The sequence below is a fragment of the Saccharopolyspora kobensis genome, from assembly GCF_900108315.1.
GTDB classification, from domain to species: domain Bacteria; phylum Actinomycetota; class Actinomycetes; order Mycobacteriales; family Pseudonocardiaceae; genus Saccharopolyspora; species Saccharopolyspora kobensis.
This window is the reverse complement of sequence record NZ_FNVB01000002.1, coordinates 182,308-203,530: the sequence shown is the minus strand read 5'-3', so window position 1 is coordinate 203,530 and position 21,223 is coordinate 182,308. Positions and strand designations below refer to the sequence as shown.

Sequence of the window (21,223 nt, the reverse complement as noted above, 5' to 3'; positions counted from 1 at the left end):
ACCATCGACGGGCATGGGATCTGTGCTCGAAGTGCGCGGGGTGCGGCACCGCTACGGTGCGACGCGCGCGTTGGACGATGTCGACCTCACCGTCGGAGCGGGGGAGTGCGTGGCCCTGCTCGGACCGAACGGGGCGGGCAAGACGACACTCGTGCAGCTGGTGGTCGGATTGCTGCACGCGCAGGAGGGAACCGTCCGGATCGACGGCGGCGATCCGCGGAAGGCCGCGGTGCGCAGGCGGTTGGGCGTGGTGCAGCAGTCGGTCGGTTTCCCGAGCACGCTGAAGGTCGGCGAGCTGGTCACGGGTGCCGCGGTGCGCGGCTTCTTCCCGCGCTCCGCGGCCGGTCCGGTGCTGGCCGAGCTCGGCCTGACCGATCTGGTGCGGCGGCGCGCGACCAAGCTGTCCGGCGGGCAGCAGCAGCGGTTGCAGCTGGCGATGGCGCTGGTGACCGAACCGGCGCTGCTGGTGCTAGACGAGCCCACCAACGGCCTCGACGTCGCCGCCCGGCGGCGGTTGTGGCAGGTGCTGACCGAACGCCGCGCCCGCGGCGCCGGGGTGCTGGTGACCACGCACCTGATCGAGGAAGCGGCCGCGGTCGCCGACCGGGTGGTGGTGCTGGATCGCGGCCGGGTGCTGGCCGCCGACAGCCCGGCGGCGCTGACCTCCCGGCTGCCCGACCGCACCGTGATCGCGCGGACCGCGCTCGGCCGGGACGAGCTGCGTCGGCTGCCCGGCGCGGTGTCGGTCGTCGCCGACGGCGACCTGGTCCGGCTGCGCACCCGGGAACCGGAAGAACTGCTGCGCGCGTTGCTCGCCGCCGATCCGGCCCTGTCCGATCTGCGGGTCGAAGGGGCCAAGCTGGAAGAGGCCATGCTCGGCCTGACCGAGGAGGTCGCCGCGTGAACACCAGGATCCTCGCCGCCGAGATCGCCGACGAGCTGCGCGGCATCATCCGCGAACCGGCCGCGCTGCTGTTCTCCGTCGTGATGCCGGTGGCGTTCTTCGCGCTGTTCGCCTCCCTCTTCGGCGGCGAACGGGGCGGCGCGGTGCCGACGGGCACGATCATGCTGGCCACCTTCGGCACCTTCGGCGTGCTGTCGGTGGTGCTGACCAATCCCGGCATCGGCGTCGCATCGGACCGCGAACGCGGCTGGCTGCGCGCCAAGCGCGTCTCACCCGTGCCGCTCGGCGTGACGCTGACCGCCAAGGTGGTGGCCGCGCTGCCCTACGCGGTCGGCGTGCTGGCGGCGATGACCGTGACGTCCGCGCTGCTGGGCACGTTGCAGATCTCGCCGGGCGCGCTGATCCGGCTCTGGGCCGCGCTGGTGCTCGGTGCGCTGCCGTTCGCGCTGTTCGGGCTGGCGATCGGCTTCCAGGTGGGGGCCAACGCCACCACCGCGATCCTCAACGCGCTGCTGTTCCCGATGGCGATCGCCTCCGGGCTGTGGATGCCGCTGTCCGCGCTGCCCGACTTCTTCGGCCAGATCGCTCCGTTCCTGCCGACCTACCACCTCGCGCAACTCGCGCTGGCGCAGCTGGACGGCAGCGCCGCACTCGGGCACGCACTGGTGCTGCTCGGCGCGACCGCGGTGACCGGGACGCTGGCCGCGGTGTCGTATCGTCGTGCCCGATCATGAGGATTTCCGGACTGATGTCCCACTGGGGACACCTGATCTACCTGGTGAACCTGCTGTGGTTGCCGGTGTTCTCGGAGACCTCGACCTGGGTGGACTGGGCGCTGGCCGCCGCCGTGGTCGTCGTCTTCGTCCCGATGTACGCGGTCGCCCAGTGGCGGCCGGCGCGGACGCGGTGGGCGGCGACCGTGCCGACGGTGCTGCTCGGTGCGATCGCGACGCCGTTCAACTCCGGCGCGGCGACGCTGTTCGTCTACGCCGCCGCGTTCGCCGGGCTGACCGAGCCGCGGCGCACCGCACTGCGCTGGTTCGTCGGGATGACGGCTCTGATCAGCGTGTTCTCGGTGATCTCGGTGGTGCCGATGCCCTGGCGGCTGCTCGGTCACCTGCCGTCGCTGGTGCTGCTGTGGCTGATCGGCACGCTCCAGATCGAGTGGGCGGAGAAGGAGCGCGCGCAGAACGACCTGCGCCTGCGCAACGCGCGCGTCGAGCACCTGGCCACCCTGGCCGAACGCGAGCGCATCGCCCGCGACCTGCACGATCTGCTGGGGCAGACGCTGACGGCCATCACCATGCGCGCCCAGCTGGTGAACGGGCTCGTCGGCGTCGACGACGAGCGGGCGCGCGGGGAGGCGGGCGAGATCGAGCGCGCCGCCCGCGCCGCACTCGCCGAGATCCGCGCGACGGTGAGCGGCTGGCGGCGGGCCACGCTCGACGCCGAGCTGGCGGCGGCGCGCAACGCGCTGTCCAGCTCGGGCGTCCAGCTGACCGTGCGATGGGACGTCGAGGAGGCCATCGTGGACTCGACCGAGCACGAGCTGGCCCTCGCGCTGCGCGAGGCCACCACGAACGTCGCGAGGCACTCCTCGGCGCGCACCTGCCACATCAGCCTGGAGGTCGTGCAGGAGGAACTGCGGCTGGTGGTGGCCGATGACGGAGTGGGCGGGAAGGCTCCGGACGGCAACGGGTTGAGCGGCATGCGCGAGCGGATCAGCGCGCTGGGCGGTGCGGTCCGGCGCACCGGCACGGCGGGGACGACCGTGACCATCGCGGTGCCGGTAGAGGTGGCGGCGTAGTGGGCGAGCAGATCAGGGTCGTGCTGGCCGAGGACCAGACGATGGTGCTCAGCGCCTTCGCCGCGCTGCTGGACCTGCAACCGGACGTCGCGGTGGTGGCCACGGCGGGCGACGGCGCCGAAGCGCTCGCGGCGGTCGAGCAGCACCGCCCGGACGTCCTGCTGACCGACATCGAGATGCCGGAGCGCAGCGGCATCGACGTCGCGGCGGAGCTGCGGCGGCGCGGTGTTCCGGTGCGGGTGCTGATCGTCACCACCTTCGCCCGCAGCGGATACCTGCGCCGCGCGATGGAGATCGGGGTGTCCGGCTACGTCCTGAAGGACTCGCCGATCGACGAGCTGGTCACCGCCCTGCGGCAGGTGCACGCCGGCGAGCGGGTGGTGGCGCCGGAACTGGCGGTGGCGGCCTGGGACCGGCCCGACCCGCTGACCGCGCGCGAGCGGGAGATCCTGCGCGAGGTGACGACCGGCGCGGGCAACGCCGAGATCGCCGCGCGATTGCACCTCGCGGAGGGAACGGTCCGCAACTACCTGTCCACGGCGATGGCGAAGCTGGCGGCGCGCAACCGCATCGAAGCGGCCAACACCGCCCGCGATCACGGCTGGCTCTGATCCGCGCCGGTTCCGGGAACTGCGAACGCCGGGTGTGAGAAGCGCGGAATTCCATTGAAACCGTGAATCGAGCGGTGCTGAAATCGGTTGCACGGTTGGGATCTTCGTAGTCTGATGGGGCTCATGCGCAGGACTGGCGCGCTCGCGCTGATCACCGCTCTCACCGCTGGGATGTTCATGACAGGGCAGGACGTGCGCGGGGCCGAGGCCGCTTCGGCACTCGACCTCGACACCGTGACGATTCCGCAGCTCCAGGAGCGGATGGCCGAAGGATCGCTGACGTCGAGCGAGCTGACCGCCGCGTACCTGCACCGGATCCGCACCATCGATCCCCGGATCAACTCGGTGCTGCACACGAACCCGAAGGCCTTGGCGCAGGCTGCGGCAAGCGACGTCCGGCACCGGACCGGTCGGGTGCTCGGTCCGCTGGACGGCATCCCGGTGCTGCTCAAGGACAACGTCAACACCCGGGACATGCCGACGACCGCCGGTTCCCTGGCGCTGGCCGGAGCACCACCGGACACCGACGCGGAGCTGGTGACCCGGCTGCGGGACGGCGGTGCGGTGATCCTCGGCAAGACCAACCTCTCCGAGTGGGCCAACTTCCGCGCTGAGGCACCGACTTCCGGCTGGTCCGCGGTCGGCGGGCAGACCCGCAACCCGTACGTGCTGGACCGCAACCCGTGCGGTTCCTCGGCCGGTTCCGGCGCCGCGCTGGCCGCGTCGCTGGCGCAGGTGGCGATCGGCACCGAGACCGACGGTTCGATCGTGTGCCCGGCCGGGATCAACGGCGTGGTCGGGCACAAACCGAGCCTCGGGCTGGTCAGCGGCGCCGGCGTGGTGCCGATCTCGGCGGAGCAGGACACCGCGGGCCCGATGGCGCGCAACGTCGTCGACGCCGCACTGGCGCTGGCCGTGCTGCAGGGATCGGAACCGGTGGTCCCGCGGACCGACGACCTGGCGGGCAAGCGCATCGGGCTCTGGCGGCTGCCGGAGCTCGGCCCGGAGGTCGACGCGCTGATGACCGGCGCCGCCGAGAAGTTCCGCGCGGCGGGCGCCGAGGTCGTCGAAGTGGTCCTGCCGTACCAGGACCGGCTCGGCGAGCTGGAATTCCCGGCGCTGCTCAGCGAGTTCCACCGGGACATCGACGCCTACCTGGCCACCCGCGAAGGTCCGCGCGACCTCGCCGAGCTCATCGAGTTCAACCGGCGGACACCGGAGGAGCAGACCTGCTTCGCCGGGCAGGAGCTCTTCGAGCAGGCCCTCACCGCGCCGCCGACCACGGACCCGGACTACCGGGCGATGCGCGCGGAGCTGACCGACCTGGCCAAGCGCTCGATCGACGAGACCATGGCCGAGCACCGCCTGGACGCGATCGCCTCGCCGACCAACCCGCCCGCCTGGACCACCGACTGCGCCCGCGGTGACGACGACGTGATGCCGTCCTCGACCCCGGCCGCGGTGGCGGGCTACCCGTCGATCTCGGTGCCCGCCGGATTCGTCGGCGAGCTGCCGGTCGGCCTGCTCCTGATAGCCGGTCACCGGCAGGATCCGGCCCTGCTGTCGCTGGCGGCGTCGGTCGAGCAGGAGCTGGACGCCTGGCGGGCGCCGAAGTTCCTGCCCGCGCTGGGCGGGTGAGGCCTTGCGGACCCGTCGGAAGATCGCGACTTCGGGTGAATCGGCGCAGCCGGCACCGATGTGATCACCGAGCGGAGTTCGGCATCGTTGAAGGACGAGACGATTCAGCGAGAGAACGCGTCCGACAGCGCTGACGACCTTTCGCGCAGCCGCCCGAAAACCGCCCAGCGACGAGTAGTGTCGGTGCATGTCAAGCGGCGACCCGGTCCTGCTCAACCGCACCGCAGGGGAACGTGACGCAACCCGGCCACGAGAAACCCCGACGACGCGAGGCGGAGCGCTGAACGCAACCGTTGCGCATCGCGGAGAGGCGGAACTGAGAGGCGGCACCGCATGAGCGTCGACGGGGATCGCACCGACCGGTGGCGCGCCTACTGGAACCGGTCCGCGCTCGCCTACGACGAGCAGATGAACCGCTTCGAACGACTGATGGCGCCCGGCAGTCGCCGGTGGGTGTGCTCGCGAGCCGAGGGCGAGGTGCTGGAGGTCGCCATCGGCACCGGGCTCAACCTCCCGGTCTACGGCCGTGATGTCCGGCTGACCGGCATCGAGTGGAGCCCGCGGATGCTGGACCTCGCGCGCCAGCGCGCGCAGGACCTGGACGTGCCGGTCGACCTGCGCGAAGGAGACGCCCGGGACCTGCCGTTCCCGGACGCCGCCTTCGACAGCGTGGTGTGCACCTTCGGCCTGTGCGCGATCCCCGACGAGCAGCAGGCGATCGCCGAGATGGCGCGCGTGCTGCGGCCCGGCGGGAAGCTCCTGCTGCTCGACCACGTGGCCGGCTCGGCGTGGCCGGTGCGGCTCGTCCAGCGGGTGGCCGAGCTGGTCACGATCCCGCTCGGCGGCGAGCACTTCCTGCGCCGCCCGCTGCCGCTGGTCCGAGCGGCGGGCCTGGAAGTGGAGGAATCCGACCGCTTCAAGCTGGGCATCATCGAACGCCTGGCGGCCCGCAAAACGGTACCGGCCCTCCGCGACTCGCGGTAGCGGTTGCGTTCTCTCGCTCGCGTTTTCGGGGTTCCTTGTGGCCGGTTCGCGCCACGTTCCGCTGGGGAGCGGTTGTGCAGGGCTCGGGTTGTGCCTTGGCGCTGAGGTCACCGGTTTCTACTGGCGCGACAGAGGATTCAGCGTGAGCACGGCGCAAGCGGTGTGCGGCAGCGCCCGCTCGGTTCTGCGCCGGGCGGGCGCTGCCGCTGTGCGCTCAGAAGTCGCGGAGGTTGCTGATCAGGGTGGCGAGGGTGGCGATCTGGCCGGGGGACTCGCTCGGGATCACGTGCTCGTCGCGGGAGTGCGGGCCTGCGCCCACCGCACCGAGGCCGTCGAGGACCGGCTTGTCCAGGGCGGACACGAAGTTCGCGTCGCTCACGCCGCCCACCGAGGTGCCTTCCAGGGCTCGGCCGTGCTCCTCCGCGGCTGCCTTGGCGTGCTCGAAGAGCTTCTCCGAGAGCGGGTTCGGGTTCATCGGCGGGCGGTTCCAGCCACCGGTGAGCTCCACCCGGATGCGCTCGTCGGCCACCGCCAGCTCGCGGAAGCCCGCGTCGATCCGCGGCATCTCGGCCGGGTCCTGGATGCGGATGTCGATCTCGCAGGTCGCCCGGCCGGCCACCACGTTGCGGCCGGTGCCGCCGTTGAGCAGACCGACGTTGATCGTGGTGCCGCGCTCCGGCGCGGCGAGCGAGGTGATCGCCGGGATGAGCTCGGCGATGGCGTGGATGGCGCTGGCACCAGCGGTCGGGTCGAGACCGGCGTGCGACTCGACGCCGTGCACCGCCAGGTCGAACAGGCCCAGGCCCTTGCGGCGGATCTTGGCCATGCCCTCCCGGCTCGGCTCCAGCACGAGCGTCGCGGTCGCCTCGGTGCACGCCTGCTCGATGTGCGGGCGCGAGGAGATGCTGCCGATCTCCTCGTCGCCGTTGAGCAGGAACCGCACCGACGGGTGCGGGATGTCCAGTTCGCGCAGCAGGCGCAGCGCCCACACGCCGTGCACGATGCCGAGCTTCATGTCCAGGGCGCCGGGCGCGGTGATGCGGTCGCCGTCGACGGTGAACGGCCACTCCGCGAGCGTGCCCACCGGCCACACCGTGTCGTAGTGGCACAGCAGCAGCACCGTGCCACCGGTCGTGCCGGGGTAGGTGACGTCGAGGACGTCGCCGCGCGGGCCGCCGTCGTGGCGCTGCCGGGCGACCGGCGTGCCGAGACGTTCGGTGAGCCACTGCTCGATGTCGGCCAGCCCGGCGTCCAGAGCCCGCTTGTCGTTGCTGGGGGTTTCGTGCTCCACCAGCCTGCGCAGGTCCGCGAGCACCTCGGGGAGCTCCTGCTCGGCCCGCGCCACCAGCTTCGTCGTCACAACTCCACCTTCCACATCTGTCGAATCCATCCGCCGCCACAGCGGCCCGGAGCCTCCGACTCCGGCCCTCCCGCCCCGCCGGGCGGGAGCGGCTCCGTGCGAGATCCCCAGGGCGGCTCCGGTCTTGCTGGTGGGCCCGTGAGCGCTTTGGGGTGTTGTAGCGCCCCAAAGCACTCACGGGGACTGACCAGCGGGAACGGCGCCGTGCGGTTGCTCAGCGCACCGGGACGCCGGGGCCGAGGGGGATGCCGAGGGCCCACCAGGCCATGAAGAGCAGGGTCCAGCTGACCAGCACCGCGAAGGAGATCGGGATCGTCAGCGACATCAGGGTGCCGATGCCCGCTTCCTTGCGGTAGCGCTGCAGCAGCCCGAGCGCCATCGCGAAGTACGGGCTCATCGGTGTGATCAGGTTGGTCGCCGAGTCCGCGATCCGGTACACCGCCTGCGTCGTCTCCGGTGAGACGTCCAGCAGCATCAGCATCGGCACCACGATCGGCGCCATCAGCGCCCACTGCGCGGAGCCGCTGGTGATCACCAGGTTGATGCAGGTGACCAGCACGATCAGGCCGAGGAACAGCACCAGCGGGTGCACGTTCGCCGACTTCAGCAGCGCCGCGGCGTGGATGGCGAGGACCTCGCCCATGTGGGTCCACTTGAAGAAGGCCAGGAACTGCGAGGCGGCGAAGAACAGCACCACCACCGGCGCGAGGTCGACGACGCCCTTGGCCATCGCGCCGGGGATCTGGCGGGCCGTCGGGATGCTGCCGGTGGTGCGGCCGTACACCGCGCCGGTCAGCAGGAAGATCACGCCGAGCAGGTAGGCGACACCGGTGACGATCGGCGAGTTGAGGATGCCGCCGTCCTCACCGCGGAACGGCGAGGCGGGCGGGGCCAGCGCGACCACCAGCAGCACCACGGCGGCCAGCAGGGTGAGCCCGGCGTTGCGCAGGCCGCGGCGCTCGACGGCGCTCAGCTGCATCTCGCCCAGCTGCTCGTCGATCCCGTCGCCGTCGGCGGTCATGCCCGCCGCGCGCTTGGTCAGCACGAACTCGGTGACCAGCGTGATCACCACGGCCAGGAAGAGCGCCGAGCCGATCGAGAAGAAGTAGTTGGCCAGCGGGGTGACCGTGTAGGCCGGGTCGATGAAGTGCGCCGCCGAGGTGGTCAGCCCGGCCAGCAGCGCGTCGGTCGGCGTGAGCAGCAGCGAGGCGTTGTACCCGGCCGAGATCGAGCCGAACGCGACGACCAGGCCCAGGATCGGGCTGCGGCCGACGGCCTTGAACACCAGCGCGCCCAGCGGGATCAGCACCACGTAGGCGGCGTCGGAGGCGACGCTGCCGGTGATGCCCGCCAGCGCGACGACGAACGTCAGGTACTTCGCCGGGACGCGGGTGACGCTGCCGCGCAGCATCGCGTTGAGCAGGCCGCTCTGCTCGGCGACCGAGACGCCCAGCATCACCACGATGATCAGCGCCAGCGGCGGGAACTTCGCGAAGTTCTCCACCGCGTCGCCGATGATGGTGGACAGCCCCTCGGCCGTCAGCAGGCTCTTGACGCGGATCGTCTCGCCGTCCACCGGCGACACCGCGGAGGCGCCCAGGGCGTTGAGCACCGCGCTGAGCGCGATGACCAGGACGGCCATCATGGCGAACAGCCAGAACGGGTGGGGCAGCTTGTTCCCGACGCGTTCGACGCCGCGCAGGAAGCCCAGCAGCAGCGACATCGACCGGGTGGGCCGCGCGTTCTCCGTGTTGGTCAACCGAGCTCCTCGAAATCCGACCGGCCGATGGCGAGCATTCAAATCGGACATGGCGTGATCTGTCAATAGCGGGGAGCGCTGTGGCGTATCTATTCGATATACGTGCCGAGCGTGGGGGTAGTATCACTGCCCGTGGACGGTGACCTCGTGCTGGACGACCTCGACCTGGACCTGGTGTCGGCGTTGCAGGAGGCGCCGCGCGCGCCGATCAACGCGCTGGCCGATGCGGTGGGCAGTTCGCCGAGCACGGTGGGTCGGCGGTTGCAGCGGCTGCACGCCGGGCGACTGCTGCGGGTGATCGGCCAGCTGGACTGGACGCTGATCTCCGACACCCATCCGCGGCACGTCTGGATCACCACCGCGCCCGGCCGGTTGCAGGACGTCGCGCGGAAGCTCGCCGAGCTCCCCGAGGCCCAGTACGTCGCGATGACCACCGGCCGCGCCGACGTGTACTGCACAGTCCGGCCGCTGGGCCGCGAGGCGGTGAAGGACCTGCTGACGCAGCGCATCCCGTCGGTGCCGGGCGTGGTCTCCACCCAGTCCGACCTGGTGCTCAAACCGTTCGGGCGGGCGGAGGCCTGGCGCGTCGACCGCCTGGCGGAGGCCCAGCGCGCGGTGCTGGCTCCGCACCGCGTCGATCCGCAGGAAGTCGTTGAGCCGCACGCGCTTTCCGAGCAGGAGCGGGAGGCGACCCGGCTGCTGCACGCCGACGCCAGGCTGACCTCGAGCGACCTGTCCCGGGCGCTGGGCGTCAGCCAGTCCACCGCGCACCGGCTGATCGCCGGGCTGCTGGAGCGGCAGGTCGTGCGCCCGAGGGTGGAGATCGAGCCCGCGCTGCTGGGCTTCCCGCTGGAGGTCGCGCTGTCGTTGTCCACCGAGCCCGGCTCGACGGAGGCGGTGGGACGAGCGTTGGGGCGGCATCCCTCCGCCCGCTACGTGTCGATGGTCGCGGGCAACGCGACGGTGATCCACCAGGGCGTGTTCCGCGGCGAGGAGCACCTCGCCGACTTCCTGTCCGCGGACCTGGCCGCGCTGCCCGGAATCCGCTCGGTGGAGGTCTCGGTCGTGCTCGACGTGCTGCGCCGCTACTGGATCACGCGCACCGGACCCCGCCTCGGCCAGGCGGACCTCCCGCTGCGGTTCTTGCAGCCCCGCCGCGCGTGAAATCGAGGGCTACTCGGTGAACTGGCTCAGCCCCGTCTGGTAGGCGATCGCGACCAGTTGCGCGCGATCGCGGGCCCCGAGCTTGCCCATCGTGCGGCTGACGTGCGTTCGGGCGGTGGCCGGGCTGAGGAACAGCGCGGCTCCGATCTCGTCGTTGCTCATCCCGCGCGCCACCAGGGCGAGCACTTCGCGCTCGCGGGCGGTGAGCACGGCGAGCCGGTCCTCACCGGACTTGGCGGCCCGGCGCTGTGCGGTGAACTGGTCGATGAGGCGGCGGGTGATGCGGGGTGCCAGCAGCGCGTCACCCGCGGCGATCACCCGGATCGCGTGCAGGAGCTCGGCGGGGCCGGCGTCCTTGAGCAGGAATCCGCTCGCACCCGCCTGCAGGGCCTCGAAGACGTTCTCGTCGGTGTCGTAGGTGGTCAGGACGAGGATCTTGACCCGCTCCAGCCCGTCGGTCCCGGCGATCCGCCCGGTGGCCCGGATGCCGTCCAGCTGCGGCATCCGGATGTCCATGAGCACGACGTCCGGACGCATGCTGCGGGCCAGCTCGACGGCTTCCACGCCGTTGGTGGCCTCGCCGACGACGGTGATGTCGTCCTCCAGGTCGAGCAGGACCTTGAAACCGGACCGCACCAGCCGTTCGTCGTCGGCGAGCAGGACCCTGATCGGCGGCGCGGAGTTCACAAGCGCGATCCGACCGGGGTGAGCGGCAGGCGCGCGGTGACCTCGAACCCGCCGGTGGGCAGCGATTTCGCGTCCAGCTGTCCGCCGAGCAGTTGGACGCGCTCGCGCATCCCGACGATGCCGCGCCCCTTCGCCGATCCGCCGCCGGGCTGCGCCGGGACCTTCGCCGTGTCGCGGCTTCCCTCGTCGGCCACCCGGATCCGCAGCGCGTCGATTCCCGGGGCGAGCACCACCGTCACCCGCGTCGGGCCGACGTGCCGGATCACGTTGGTGATCGATTCCTGCACGATGCGGTAGGCGACGCTGCCCACCGCGCTCGGCAGCGGCGTCGGCGGAGCGGACTGCTCGACCGAGATGTCGAGCCCGGCGTCGCGGGCCTTGTCGGTCAGCTCCTGGATCTGGTCGAGGCCGGGTGAGGGTTCGCGCCCGTCGCCGTCGCGCAGAACGCCGAGGATGGCGCGCATCTCGCGCAGCGCCCGGGAACTGGTGTGCTCGATGGTGCGCAGGGCGTCGCGGGCCTGTTCCGGTCGCTTGTCGAGCACGTGCGCGGTGACTCCGGACTGCACGTTGATGATGGCGATGGCGTGGGCGACGGTGTCGTGCACCTCGCGCGCGATCCGCAGCCGTTCGGCGTCGACGCGGGCCCTGGCCTCCTCCTCGCGGGAACGCTCGGCCAGCTCGGCCCGCAGCTGCGCGTCGGCGGCGATGACCCGGCGGGACCGGACGGATTCGCCGATCGCGGTGCTGATCACCGACATCCCGATCCGGAAGAACACCCAGCCCACGGCGGCCTGCGGCTCGATGTCCGCCGCGGCGATCAGCCAGCCCGCGGAGAGCACCGCGATGCCGATGCCCGCGATCTGCAGCGACCGCCGCCCGTTGCCGTAGGCGGCGAGGGTGTACAGGGCGACGAACATGCCCAGGCAGGACAGCCGGTCCGGGAAGCCGAGGCCGAAGTAGACCAGGCTGATCCCGCCGGTGACCGCGAACACCAGCACCGGCCACCGGCGGCGGACCACGACCACCAGCCCGCTGACGACCAGCAGCGCGTAGCCCAGGTTCCCGAAGTCGGTGATCGGCCTGGCGACCGGCTCGAAGGCGCTGTAGTCCGCGATGTTCTGGACCTGGATGAGCGTGACGAACAGCGCCAGCAGCACGTCCGGGACCCAGGCGGGTCGGCGGGAGAACCAGGCGGACAGCCGTCGTGACGTTCCCCGCAGTTGCATGCCGTGATCGTACGACACCGGCGAGTGCCGACGCGGCCGTTCGGGAGCGCAGTCGACTACGACGACCGACGTATTCCGCCGCGCTCTGCTCGCGCGCGGCGACGTAGCCGGTGTCAGCCGTCGCCGGACGCGGCGGGTGACCGGTCGGCGACACGATCAGCGGCATGAGAAAAGTCTTCGCCGTCCTGGCGGCTCTGCTGCTGCTCGCCGTGATCGTGCAGTTCTACCTGGCGGCCAGCGGCGCTTTCGACGCCGCGCCGATAGAGGAGTCCTTCGAACCTCACCGCCTGCTCGGGAACGTGGTGCTCGGCTACTCGGTCGTGCTCACCGTCTTCGCCGCCGTCGCCAGGGTGCCCGGCCGGCTCATCGGGATGACGGGCCTGGTCGCCGGACTGGTGCTCGTCCAGTCGTTGATCCGGGAGGTCGCCAACGCGCTCGGCGACGCTTCCAGCGCCGGGCACTTGGTCTTCGGCCTGCACGCGATCAACGGGCTGGTAATCGTGTCGCTGATCGCGACGATCGCGCGGCGGGCGCGGCAGATCGCCTGGCAACCGGCCGAAACCGCCCTCACCACGTCATGACGACCGTCGGCTGGATCATCGTGGATCACGCCATCGCCGTGCTCGGTGCCATCGCCTGGTTCGGGGCCGGTGTCACCGCGGCGCGGCGGCGGGCCCGGCCTGCCCTGGCGCTGCTCGGCGTGGCACTGCTGGTGACGTTGACCAGGGCGGTTTCGGTGGCGGCGCTGGCCGCGCGGGGCTGGTGGTTCGTCGAGGAGAAGGTGCTGCTCGGGTTGCCGCTGCTCGCGGTCGCCGCACTGGCGGCCGCGGTGATCGCCGGGCCTGGGCTGCTCGCGCGGGCCAGGAGCGGCGGGCAGCCCGAAAGCTCCGGTGCGGCCGGTGTCGTCGCGCTGCTCACCGCCGGCTACGCCGCTTCGGCGAGCTTCGTGGTGACCTTCTTGGCCGGGCCGCCGACCTGGGGCACGGCGCTGATCGCTATCGCGGTCGTGCTCGCGGGTGCGCTGCTGACCATGCGGGTGCTGGCTCCGAGCCCGGAGCCGCGGAGCGGAGCGGCCGTGTCGCGCCGCCGCTTCTTCGGGCTGACCGGCGGGCTGGTCGTTCTCGGTGCTGCCGGTGCCGGATTCGGCTTCTCGGCCAGGCCCCGTGCGGTGGCCGACACCGGGGGCGGCCCCGGGCCGGTTTCGCCCGCGACCACCTCGGTCACCGACCTCCGGGGTCCTGCGGCGCCCGCGCCGGGCGGCGTCCGGCGCGAGCACGTGCTGACCGCGCGAAAAGCCGCCGTGCGATTGGAAACCGGGCGGGACTTCGACGCCTGGACCTTCGACGGCGCGGTTCCCGGACCGGCGATCACGGCCACCGAGGGCGACCTGATCGAGGTCAAGCTGATCAACCAGGACATCGACGGCGGGGTGACCCTGCACTGGCACGGCTACGACGTGCCGTGCGGTGAGGACGGTGCGGAGGGCGTCACGCAGGAACCGGTGGCCCCCGGTGGTGAATTCCGCTACCGGTTCCGCGCCGATCAGGTGGGAACGTACTGGTACCACACGCATTTCGCCTCCCACATCGGTGTCCGCCGGGGTCTCTACGGAACTCTCGTGGTGCGGCCGCGCGTGGATCCCGACCCGGCAGGGCTGGACCTGACGCTGCCCGTGCACACCTTCGACGGTGCCGTCACGATCGCCGGTGGTGCCGAACACCGCGCTCCGGTCGGCAGCACGGTGCGCCTGCGGCTGGTCAACACCGACTCGGACCCGCACCGGTTCGCCCTGGCCGGCACCGCGTTCCGGCTGGTCGCCGTCGACGGCCGCGATCTCGAACGGCCCGGCGAGGTCAGCCGGCAGGTGCTGCGCCTGCCCGCGGCCGGTCGCTACGACGTGGTGTTCACCATGCCGAGCGAACCGGTGGTGCTGGTGGTCGACGAGCACGCCGCCACCGTGCGGTTGCAGCCCCAGAACGGCAGTTCTGCACCGGAACCGTCTACACAGGACGCCTCGTCGTGGCCTGAACTGGACCTGCTCGGCTACGGTGCTCCGCTTCCCGTCGCGCTGCGCACCGCCCCCGTCGACCGCCGCTTCACCCTGGTGCTCGACCGGGGTGTGGCGATGGTCGACGGATCACCGGCGTACGCGCACACCGTCAACGGGCGCGGGCATCCGTCGATCCCCGATCAGCTCGTCTCCGAAGGCGACGTCGTCCGGATGACCGTGGTCAACCGGAGCCTGGAAACCCACCCGTGGCACCTGCACGGCCACCCGGTGCTGGTGCTGTCCCGGGACGGCCAGCCCGCCTCGGGCAGTCCGCTGTGGGTGGACACCTTCGACGTCCGCCCCGGCGAGGTGTGGGAGGTCGTCTTCCGGGCGTCGAACCCGGGGATCTGGATGAACCACTGCCACAACCTGCCGCACGCCCACGAGGGGATGATGCTGCAGCTGCGCTACGACGGCATCACCACTCCCTTCGGCGGCATGCACATGGCCGGTGCCGGGCACCACGGCTGACCGACGCGCAGGCGTGCCGCTGCCCGAGGACTCCGGGCAGCGGCTCGTGCTCAGCTGGCGCGTGGTGCCGGGCTCGGCTTCCGGCGGAAGGGGACGATGCGCCACCACGTCGCGCAGCGCCAGACCCACTCCATCGGCCCGTACTGGAAGCGGGCCAGCCACCAGCGGCTCCACAGGACCTGGACCAGGATGATCCCGGCGGCCATCGCCAGCAGCAGCTCCCACTCCGTGGATTCGCGCATCCCGAGCAGGTGTCCGAACGGGATGATCAGCAGCGTGGCGGTGACGTAGTTGGTGAGCGCCATCTTGCCGAGCGGTTCGAGGACCGGCGACAGCACGCGCGACGCCGGAGTCCGCAGCAGCAGGAGGAAGCCCGCGGAGTAGGCGATCGCCATGAAGAGACCGGCCGCGGCGGACTCGCCGTTGAAGCCCGCGTTCAGCGGATTCTGCTCCTGCAGCACCAGGAATCCGGCTCCGGCGAGGGCGGACACCGCGAACACGGCGGCGAGCTGGCCGCCGAGGCGGGGCAGCTTCGCGGGCAGGCCGGCCTGGGCCAGCGCGAAACCGGTCAGCAGCAGGCACGGGATCAGCAGCATGCCGCCGCTGGTGAGGGACAGCGTGGCGGCGGTCATGGCCACGGCGATGGGCAGGTTGGCCCACCACGGCAGGAAGCTCATCGGCAGCAGCACCACCAGCCCGAAGATCGCGTAGGGCAGCAGCGCTTCGCCGGGTTGCAGGAAGTGGTGCAGGACGCCGAAACCGGCGAGCACCAGCAGCCGCCGCAGGAGCACGACGCGCGGCCGCGCCGTGCGCTGGCTCGCGTTGCCCAGGAAGATGCCGAACCCGACGCCGAACAGCAGCGAGAAGATCGGGAAGAACCGCTGCTGGACGAACATGTCCAGCGCGTGCGGGATCGGTAGCTTCTGGAAGTCGACGATGCCCTGCAGGTACAGGATCTGCGCGATGTTGACGAAGAGGATTCCGCACAGCGCAAGACCGCGCAGCGCGTCGAGCTCACCGATGCGCCGACCGCCGGAGGCGGCGGGCAGGCGTACGGTGGGTGCGTCGAGCGGTGGCGCGGCACGTCCGGGGGAGTTGGGGATCGCGGGATTCACAGCGACAAGTCTGCGGTGCCCGGGTGATCGCGCAACACGACTCATCGGCTCGTCGGCATCGGTCGATCGGCCGACGTTCGATGCCGCGATCTCGGCCGATCGGCCGAGCTGAACCCGGTGGTCAGGTGTCCGGCTAGCCCCACTGCGCGGTGATCCGCGGGGTGGCCGGGCCGGGCGGTTCGCCGCCGGCTTCGGTGAACGCGGCCAGCGCGCCGACGAGGCCGCGCCGCGCCGCGGCGGGCATCCGCTTGACGATCCGCGCGATCTCCGACCGGCGCCGCGCCGTGACCTCGGCCACCACGTCGGCGCCGTTGGGCGTCAGCGCCACCACGTTCTCCCGGCGCGACGCCGGATTCGGCCGCCGGTCGACGAGTTCGGTGCCGATCAGGCGGTCGATCATGCGGGTCACCGTGGACGGGTTGACCCCCAGCGCCTCGGCCAGCGCGGCCAGCTTGAGCGGGCCCGCGCTGGAGAGCACCACCAGCAACCGGAACTGCGGCAGGGTCAGCGAGTTCTCGACGGCGGCGATCGAGCGAGCCGATGCGGCCACCAGCAGTCGGGAAGCGGTCAGCACCGCGTCGGTGACCGCGTCCACGTCCGCGTCGGGCGGGTTGCCGCCGGTCTCAGCTCGGGCCATGTGCTTGTTCTACCTCATCGGAATCCTCCGGCACGACGCGCCGCGATCACGCCCGGGTGTAAGTTGCCGGGGGCGGCTTTCCGGCCGGGTGCCGGGGAATCCACGCCGGCGGTGCGATGTGGACTCGTCAGGGCACCGAATATTGCACTTGGCAACAGTTGCTCGGGGCAAGGTAGAGTTGCGGGTCGCCGTGCGGATCATCGACGCGGCGCCGGGCCGCTGATCCGGTCGGGGAAACCGGCGGCGGTCGCTCACCGACCAAGCTTGATGGGGGTTTTACCAGTGGGACGGCTTCGGGCCACGATCACCGGGCTCTTCGCGCGGTTATACCTCGCGCGCGCCCGCCGGAAGGGGCTGAGCTCCGTCCTCCCGGCGGCCGCGCTCATGCCGCTGCAGCGGACCGGGCTCGACCCCGTCCCGGCGCTCGGCGAGGTCCGCGCGCAGGAGCCGATCAGCCGCCTCCCGCTGCCGGTCGCCACCAACGTCTGGCTGGTCACCGGTTACGACGAGGCCAAGGCGGTGCTCGGCGACGCGAAGCGGTTCAGCAACGACTTCACCAACCTCGTCGGCTACGCCGGCGTCACCGAGGCGGACAACCCGGGTGGTCTCGGGTTCACCGACCCGCCGGTGCACACCAGGTTGCGCCGCCTGCTGACGCCGGAGTTCACCATGCGGCGGCTGGCGCGGCTGACCCCGGAGATCCAGGCGATCGTGGAGCAGCGGCTCGACGCGATGGCCGCCGCCGACCAGCCGGTGGACCTGGTCACCGAGTTCGCGGTGCCGATCCCGTCGCTGGTGATCAGCGAGCTGCTCGGGGTGCCCTACGGCGACCGCGAGGAGTTCCAGCAGCTCAGCGTCGCTCGCTTCGACGTCTTCGACGGGGTGGGCGCGTCGCTGGGCGCGATGTCGCAGTCGCTGGAGTACCTGCACGGCGTCGTGCGCAAGCAGCGCGAGGAGCCGGGCGAGGGACTGCTCGGCGCGCTGATCCGCGATCACGGCGACGAGGTCACCGACCGAGAGCTGGCCGAACTCGCCGACGGTGTGCTCACCGGTGGTTTCGAGACCACCGCGAGCATGCTGGCGCTCGGTGCGCTGGTGCTGCTCCAGGACCGGGAGCTGCTGGAGCGGGTCCGCGACGACGACGAGGTGGTGCCCGGGCTCGTCGAGGAGCTGCTGCGCTACCTCACCGTCGTGCAGGTGGCTTTCCCGCGCTTCGCCCGCGAGGACGTGGAGATCGCCGGCACCGAGATCTCGCAGGGCGACGTCGTGCTGTGCTCGTTGAGCGGCGCGGACCGCGACGTCGCGCTCGGCCCGGACATGGAGCGGTTCGACGCGACCCGGAACCCCACCTCCCACCTGGCCTTCGGGCACGGGCTGCACCGCTGCATCGGTGCCGAGCTGGCCCGCATGGAGCTGCGCGCGGCCTACCCGGCGCTGGTGCGCCGCTTCCCGGACATCCGGCTGGCGGTGCCCGCCTCGGAGCTGGAGTTCCGCAAGGCTTCCATCGTCTACGGCCTGGACTCGCTGCCCGTGCACGTCAAGTAGCCGCTGAGAGCACTGTCGGCGGAGCCGTCCGCGCATTTGCAAGCGGCGTCTGCCGCTTTGAGCGCGCACGCAAGGTGACCACCGGCGGGCTCTGAGTGTTTTCCGGCGGGGCGGCCCCTCCGCCGCGTATTCGGTCATGCACCAGGAGGGGCACCCGCAGTCCGGGGTTCCGCCAAGCGACCAGCCCGGCAGATCGACCGCAAACACGCTTTTCACAGGTGCAGGACGGACTGGCCGAGCGCTGCGGCGGCGAGGAAGGACGAGGTGTAGGTCAGCAGTGCGACCAGCACGATCTTCCAGCTGAGCTGCCGCAGCGCTTGCACGTCGCGGCCCAGGGTGAGCCCGATGAGCGCCAGTCCCGGCAGGCCGATCAGCATCACCTCCAGGTTCGGCAGCAGGTCGGTCAGCCAGGCGCCGGTCGGCAGGAAGCCCGCTGACAGCAAGGTGCCGATGCCCAGGACGAACACGCTGGAGGGGATCGCGGGCAGCAGCTTGCCCAGCGCGATCGCGACCCGGACGATCACCAGCAGCACGGCGATGCCGATCGCGTCCTCGACCGCCAGCGACCAGGTGCCCAGCGCGTTGACCAGCAGCCCGGCCACGCCGACGATGACGTAGCTCAGCAGTCGCGACCAGGGCGTCATCCGGACCTTCGGGTCCTCCGCGACCGCCAGCACCTCCTGCTCCGCTGGTGCGGAGGTCCGCTGGGCGCGGTGGCGCCGGCCCTCGTCGTCGCGGCCGAAGAACCGGCTCCAGAAGGCGTAGAGGCGGCGGCACAGAGGCAGCGCCAGGAACACCCCGGAGTAGAAGCCGACAATGTTGGTGACCAGGTTGGACAGTGCGGCCAGCGCGGCGATCTCGGCCGCTTGCTCCGGGTAGAGCAGCGACAGCGCGCCGACGCCGCCGAGCATCATCGACCCCGAGCCCAGGCCGAGGCCCAGCGCGAGCGCGAGCGGGCTGAGGATGCCGAGGCTGCCGGTGAACCCGGCGAGCAGCGAGACGTAGAGCGCGCCGAAGACGGTGCCGATCAGCCAGACCGAGAAGACACCGCGGTACTCGGGGGAGCGGACGCCGAAGCGCTCGATGGCGAAGGCCAGGTAGGACTCGCGGTCGATGGACCAGGTGGCGCCGATCGAGGCCCGCCCGATGCCCAGCGCCACCGCGACCGGCAGCGCGATGACGACCGTGCCGAAGATGTGCCCGACCTCCTGCAGCACGATCGCCGGGCCGAGGTTCTGGAACTTCGCCAGGGTGGGGCCGATCTCGGTGCCGAGCTTGGCCAGGAAGAGCAGGATGCTGATCTCCAGCAGCACGCCTGCCACCGACCGGGTGGCGCCGGAGACCGGACGCCAGCGCTGGACGCCGACGATCGCGCCGATCAGCACCGCCCACACGATCGGGAACAGCGCGATGGCGGCCGGGCCGATGTCGAACTTGTGCTCGCCGATCAGCACCGCGATGGCGGAGACCGCGGTGGACAGCACGGTCGCGGTCACCCAGTGCGCGCGGGTGATCTGGCCGGGCGCGGCGGTTCCGGCGCCTGGTTCCATGGCAGTCTCCGAAGTGGTCGACCGGTTCGGTATACCGGCGGGAGCCTAGCTGTTGGCTGCCGAAACGGTGTTCGCTACCGCAAATACCTGTGTCAACTGTTGTTAATCAAGGTGTTTCGCGAAGTTCGGCGGAGTCGCTTGCTGGAACCCGTGCTGAGGGCGGGTTTCTGGTATGCCAAATGTTAGGGTTCGCCGCAGGTTCTGCCGGAGGAGGTCTTCCCGATGCGCACTCGATGGCGCGCCAGTCACGTCCTCGCCCACCGGGCCGGGCACCACGCGCTGCTGCGCGGCGGCGAGGTCGTCTGGGAGGACGACGTCATCGTCCACGTCGGACACCGCTACGACGGCCCCGTCGACACCGAGGTGGACCTCGGCGATTCGCTGGTCCTGCCGGGGCTGATCGACCTCGACGCGCTCACCGACATCGACCACCTGGTGCTCGACTCGTGGGCCACCCCGGAGCGGGCCGACGGGCTGCAGTGGTCGCTGGACTACTTCCGGAACCGGCGCCGGGACGTGTTCACCCCGCAGGAGCGGGCCACCGTCCGCGAGTACGCGCTGGTGCAGCTGGCACTGCACGGCATCACCACCTACATGCCGATCGCCTCGGAGATCCACAGCTCGTGGGCCGAGCCGTTCGACGAGCTGGTCGCGATGGCGGAGACCTCCCGCCGGATCGGTCTGCGCGGCTACCTCGGGCCCGCGTACCGCTCGGGCGTCAACGTCGCGCTGCCGGGAGGCGGCCGGGACGTGGCCTTCGACGAGGAGCAGGGCCGCGCCGGCCTGCGCGACGCGATCCGGTTCCTGGACCACGCCGCCGAGCTGTCCGATCCGCTGGTCACCGGCGTTCTCCTGCCGTGCCGCATCGAAACGCTCACCGAGCAGCTCATGCGCGACACCGCGGAGATCGCCCGGCAGCGCGACGCGATCGTGCGCCTGCACAGCCTGCAAGGCCTGCTGGAGCGAGAGCTCGTGCAGCGGCAGCACGGCGCGACGCCGCTGGAGGTGCTCGACCGCACCGGCCTGCTCGGCACCCGCTTGCTCATCCCGCACGGCCTGGTCCTCGACCGGCACCCCCAGGTGCACGGCGAGGACCGCGGCGATCTGGCGACCCTGGCGGAAGCCGGGGTGTCGATCGTGCACTGCCCGCAGACGTCCTTGCGCTACGGGGCGGTCCTGCGCTCCTTCGGGGACTACCGGCGCGCCGGGATCAACCTGTGCCTGGGCACTGATTCCTTCCCGCCGGACCTGATCCGCGGCATGGACCTCGGCGTGCACATCGCCAAGGTCCTGGACGGGCGGATGGACGCCGCCCCGGCCGAGCACTACGTCGACGCCGCGACCCTCGGTGGTGCCCGCGCGCTCGGCCGCACCGATCTGGGCCGCCTGGAACCGGGTGCGCAGGCCGATCTGGTGGCGTTCCGCATCGACGACATCCGCGACGGCGTCCTCGACGACCCGGTGCGGACCTTCCTGCTCAGCGGAACCGCCCGGCAGGCAACGCATTCGGTGGTCGCGGGTCGGCCGGTGCTCGTCGACTCCCGCATCCCCGGTGTCGACCTCGACGACCTCCGCGAGCGCGCGCAGCTGCTCTTCGAGCGCATGCGCGAGGCCTACTCCGAGCGCGACGTGCTGCGCCGCCCGGCCGCGGAGCTGTTCCCGCCCACCTACCCGGACTTCGACGAGACGCGCTCGTGAGCGACCACGACGGAGGA

18 protein-coding genes are annotated in these 21,223 nt (G+C 71.4%); 11 read left to right on the top strand and 7 right to left on the bottom strand.

The window, feature by feature from the left end:
• Positions 1-13 precede the first annotated feature (13 nt).
• The 6 genes from C4T78_RS00895 to C4T78_RS00870 all read left to right on the top strand — a co-directional run bounded on the left by C4T78_RS00895 (position 14) and on the right by C4T78_RS00870 (position 5,944).
• A complete protein-coding gene (locus tag C4T78_RS00895) occupies positions 14-904 on the top strand; it encodes an ABC transporter ATP-binding protein (RefSeq protein WP_093346203.1) in 891 nt (296 codons plus the stop codon).
• Positions 901-1,638: an ABC transporter permease gene (locus tag C4T78_RS00890; RefSeq protein WP_093346205.1), complete on the top strand. Its 738-nt coding sequence runs from the start codon at positions 901-903 to the stop codon at positions 1,636-1,638. Before C4T78_RS00895 ends, C4T78_RS00890 begins: the two co-directional genes overlap by 4 nt.
• 14 nt (positions 1,639-1,652) lie before the next feature.
• Positions 1,653-2,711, top strand: a complete 1,059-nt coding sequence (locus C4T78_RS00885) for a sensor histidine kinase (RefSeq protein WP_235862994.1) — start codon at positions 1,653-1,655, stop codon at positions 2,709-2,711.
• Positions 2,711-3,322, top strand: a complete 612-nt coding sequence (locus C4T78_RS00880) for a response regulator transcription factor (RefSeq protein ID WP_093346209.1) — start codon at positions 2,711-2,713, stop codon at positions 3,320-3,322. Before C4T78_RS00885 ends, C4T78_RS00880 begins: the two co-directional genes overlap by 1 nt.
• Positions 3,323-3,445: 123 nt before the next feature.
• On the top strand, positions 3,446-4,960 hold the full coding sequence (locus tag C4T78_RS00875) for an amidase family protein (protein WP_177247381.1): 1,515 nt from the start codon (positions 3,446-3,448) through the stop codon (positions 4,958-4,960).
• Positions 4,961-5,293: 333 nt separating this feature from the next.
• Complete coding sequence (locus C4T78_RS00870) at positions 5,294-5,944, top strand: class I SAM-dependent methyltransferase (RefSeq protein ID WP_093346212.1); 651 nt, start codon at positions 5,294-5,296, stop codon at positions 5,942-5,944.
• Between the two features lie 214 nt (positions 5,945-6,158).
• Here C4T78_RS00870 and C4T78_RS00865 read toward each other — a convergent pair whose 3' ends face one another.
• Positions 6,159-7,304, bottom strand: a complete 1,146-nt coding sequence (locus C4T78_RS00865) for a M20 family metallopeptidase (protein WP_235862995.1) — start codon at positions 7,302-7,304, stop codon at positions 6,159-6,161.
• A 214-nt stretch (positions 7,305-7,518) separates the two neighbouring features.
• A complete protein-coding gene (locus C4T78_RS00860) occupies positions 7,519-9,027 on the bottom strand; it encodes an AbgT family transporter (protein ID WP_093348349.1) in 1,509 nt (502 codons plus the stop codon).
• A 168-nt stretch (positions 9,028-9,195) separates the two neighbouring features.
• Here C4T78_RS00860 and C4T78_RS00855 point away from each other — a divergent pair, with 168 nt between their 5' ends.
• Positions 9,196-10,227, top strand: a complete 1,032-nt coding sequence (locus tag C4T78_RS00855; protein ID WP_235862996.1) for an Lrp/AsnC family transcriptional regulator — start codon at positions 9,196-9,198, stop codon at positions 10,225-10,227.
• Between the two features lie 9 nt (positions 10,228-10,236).
• On the opposite strand, the gene C4T78_RS00850 is transcribed toward C4T78_RS00855, so the two are convergent.
• Together C4T78_RS00850 and C4T78_RS00845 are read right to left on the bottom strand one after the other, a co-directional pair.
• Positions 10,237-10,914, bottom strand: coding sequence for a response regulator (locus C4T78_RS00850; protein ID WP_093346216.1), 678 nt, complete (start codon positions 10,912-10,914; stop codon positions 10,237-10,239).
• Positions 10,911-12,140, bottom strand: a complete 1,230-nt coding sequence (locus tag C4T78_RS00845) for a sensor histidine kinase (protein WP_093348354.1) — start codon at positions 12,138-12,140, stop codon at positions 10,911-10,913. Before C4T78_RS00845 ends, C4T78_RS00850 begins: the two co-directional genes overlap by 4 nt.
• A 164-nt stretch (positions 12,141-12,304) precedes the next feature.
• On the opposite strand from C4T78_RS00845, the gene C4T78_RS00840 reads away from it, so the two are divergent.
• Together C4T78_RS00840 and C4T78_RS00835 are read left to right on the top strand one after the other, a co-directional pair.
• The gene (locus tag C4T78_RS00840; RefSeq protein WP_093346219.1) at positions 12,305-12,721 is read left to right on the top strand and encodes a DUF6220 domain-containing protein; all 417 of its coding nucleotides are present in this window, start codon (positions 12,305-12,307) and stop codon (positions 12,719-12,721) included.
• Positions 12,718-14,661, top strand: coding sequence for a multicopper oxidase family protein (locus C4T78_RS00835; protein WP_093346221.1), 1,944 nt, complete (start codon positions 12,718-12,720; stop codon positions 14,659-14,661). The genes C4T78_RS00840 and C4T78_RS00835 overlap by 4 nt, the downstream gene beginning before the upstream one ends.
• Before the next feature lie 50 nt (positions 14,662-14,711).
• Here C4T78_RS00835 and C4T78_RS00830 read toward each other — a convergent pair whose 3' ends face one another.
• Entirely contained in the window at positions 14,712-15,776 is a 1,065-nt protein-coding gene (locus C4T78_RS00830) for a DUF418 domain-containing protein (protein ID WP_235862997.1), read from the bottom strand.
• Positions 15,777-15,909: 133 nt separating this feature from the next.
• The gene (locus C4T78_RS00825) at positions 15,910-16,413 is read right to left on the bottom strand and encodes a MarR family winged helix-turn-helix transcriptional regulator (protein ID WP_093346227.1); all 504 of its coding nucleotides are present in this window, start codon (positions 16,411-16,413) and stop codon (positions 15,910-15,912) included.
• A 267-nt stretch (positions 16,414-16,680) separates the two neighbouring features.
• Between C4T78_RS00825 and C4T78_RS00820 the strand changes: the two genes are divergently transcribed.
• The gene (locus tag C4T78_RS00820) at positions 16,681-17,958 is read left to right on the top strand and encodes a cytochrome P450 (protein ID WP_093346229.1); all 1,278 of its coding nucleotides are present in this window, start codon (positions 16,681-16,683) and stop codon (positions 17,956-17,958) included.
• Between the two features lie 212 nt (positions 17,959-18,170).
• On the opposite strand, the gene C4T78_RS00815 is transcribed toward C4T78_RS00820, so the two are convergent.
• The gene (locus C4T78_RS00815; protein WP_093346232.1) at positions 18,171-19,508 is read right to left on the bottom strand and encodes a DUF3100 domain-containing protein; all 1,338 of its coding nucleotides are present in this window, start codon (positions 19,506-19,508) and stop codon (positions 18,171-18,173) included.
• 222 nt (positions 19,509-19,730) lie between these two features.
• Here C4T78_RS00815 and C4T78_RS00810 point away from each other — a divergent pair, with 222 nt between their 5' ends.
• On the top strand, positions 19,731-21,206 hold the full coding sequence (locus C4T78_RS00810; protein ID WP_093346235.1) for a chlorohydrolase family protein: 1,476 nt from the start codon (positions 19,731-19,733) through the stop codon (positions 21,204-21,206).
• Positions 21,207-21,223: the final 17 nt, after the last annotated feature.

What these genes read in the sequence shown, in the direction of transcription:
- C4T78_RS00895 (WP_093346203.1), top strand. Translation starts at nt 14, where the DNA reads ATGGGATCTGTGCTCGAAGTGCGCGGGGTGCGGCACCGCTACGGTGCG.
- C4T78_RS00885 (WP_235862994.1), top strand. Translation starts at nt 1,653, where the DNA reads ATGTCCCACTGGGGACACCTGATCTACCTGGTGAACCTGCTGTGGTTG.
- C4T78_RS00875 (WP_177247381.1), top strand. Translation starts at nt 3,446, where the DNA reads ATGCGCAGGACTGGCGCGCTCGCGCTGATCACCGCTCTCACCGCTGGG.
- C4T78_RS00870 (WP_093346212.1), top strand. Translation starts at nt 5,294, where the DNA reads ATGAGCGTCGACGGGGATCGCACCGACCGGTGGCGCGCCTACTGGAAC.
- C4T78_RS00860 (WP_093348349.1), bottom strand. Translation starts at nt 9,027, where the DNA reads ATGTCGCTGCTGCTGGGCTTCCTGCGCGGCGTCGAACGCGTCGGGAAC.
- C4T78_RS00845 (WP_093348354.1), bottom strand. Translation starts at nt 12,140, where the DNA reads ATGCAACTGCGGGGAACGTCACGACGGCTGTCCGCCTGGTTCTCCCGC.
- C4T78_RS00840 (WP_093346219.1), top strand. Translation starts at nt 12,305, where the DNA reads ATGAGAAAAGTCTTCGCCGTCCTGGCGGCTCTGCTGCTGCTCGCCGTG.
- C4T78_RS00835 (WP_093346221.1), top strand. Translation starts at nt 12,718, where the DNA reads ATGACGACCGTCGGCTGGATCATCGTGGATCACGCCATCGCCGTGCTC.
- C4T78_RS00825 (WP_093346227.1), bottom strand. Translation starts at nt 16,413, where the DNA reads ATGGCCCGAGCTGAGACCGGCGGCAACCCGCCCGACGCGGACGTGGAC.
- C4T78_RS00820 (WP_093346229.1), top strand. Translation starts at nt 16,681, where the DNA reads ATGGGGGTTTTACCAGTGGGACGGCTTCGGGCCACGATCACCGGGCTC.
- C4T78_RS00815 (WP_093346232.1), bottom strand. Translation starts at nt 19,508, where the DNA reads ATGGAACCAGGCGCCGGAACCGCCGCGCCCGGCCAGATCACCCGCGCG.
- C4T78_RS00810 (WP_093346235.1), top strand. Translation starts at nt 19,731, where the DNA reads ATGCGCACTCGATGGCGCGCCAGTCACGTCCTCGCCCACCGGGCCGGG.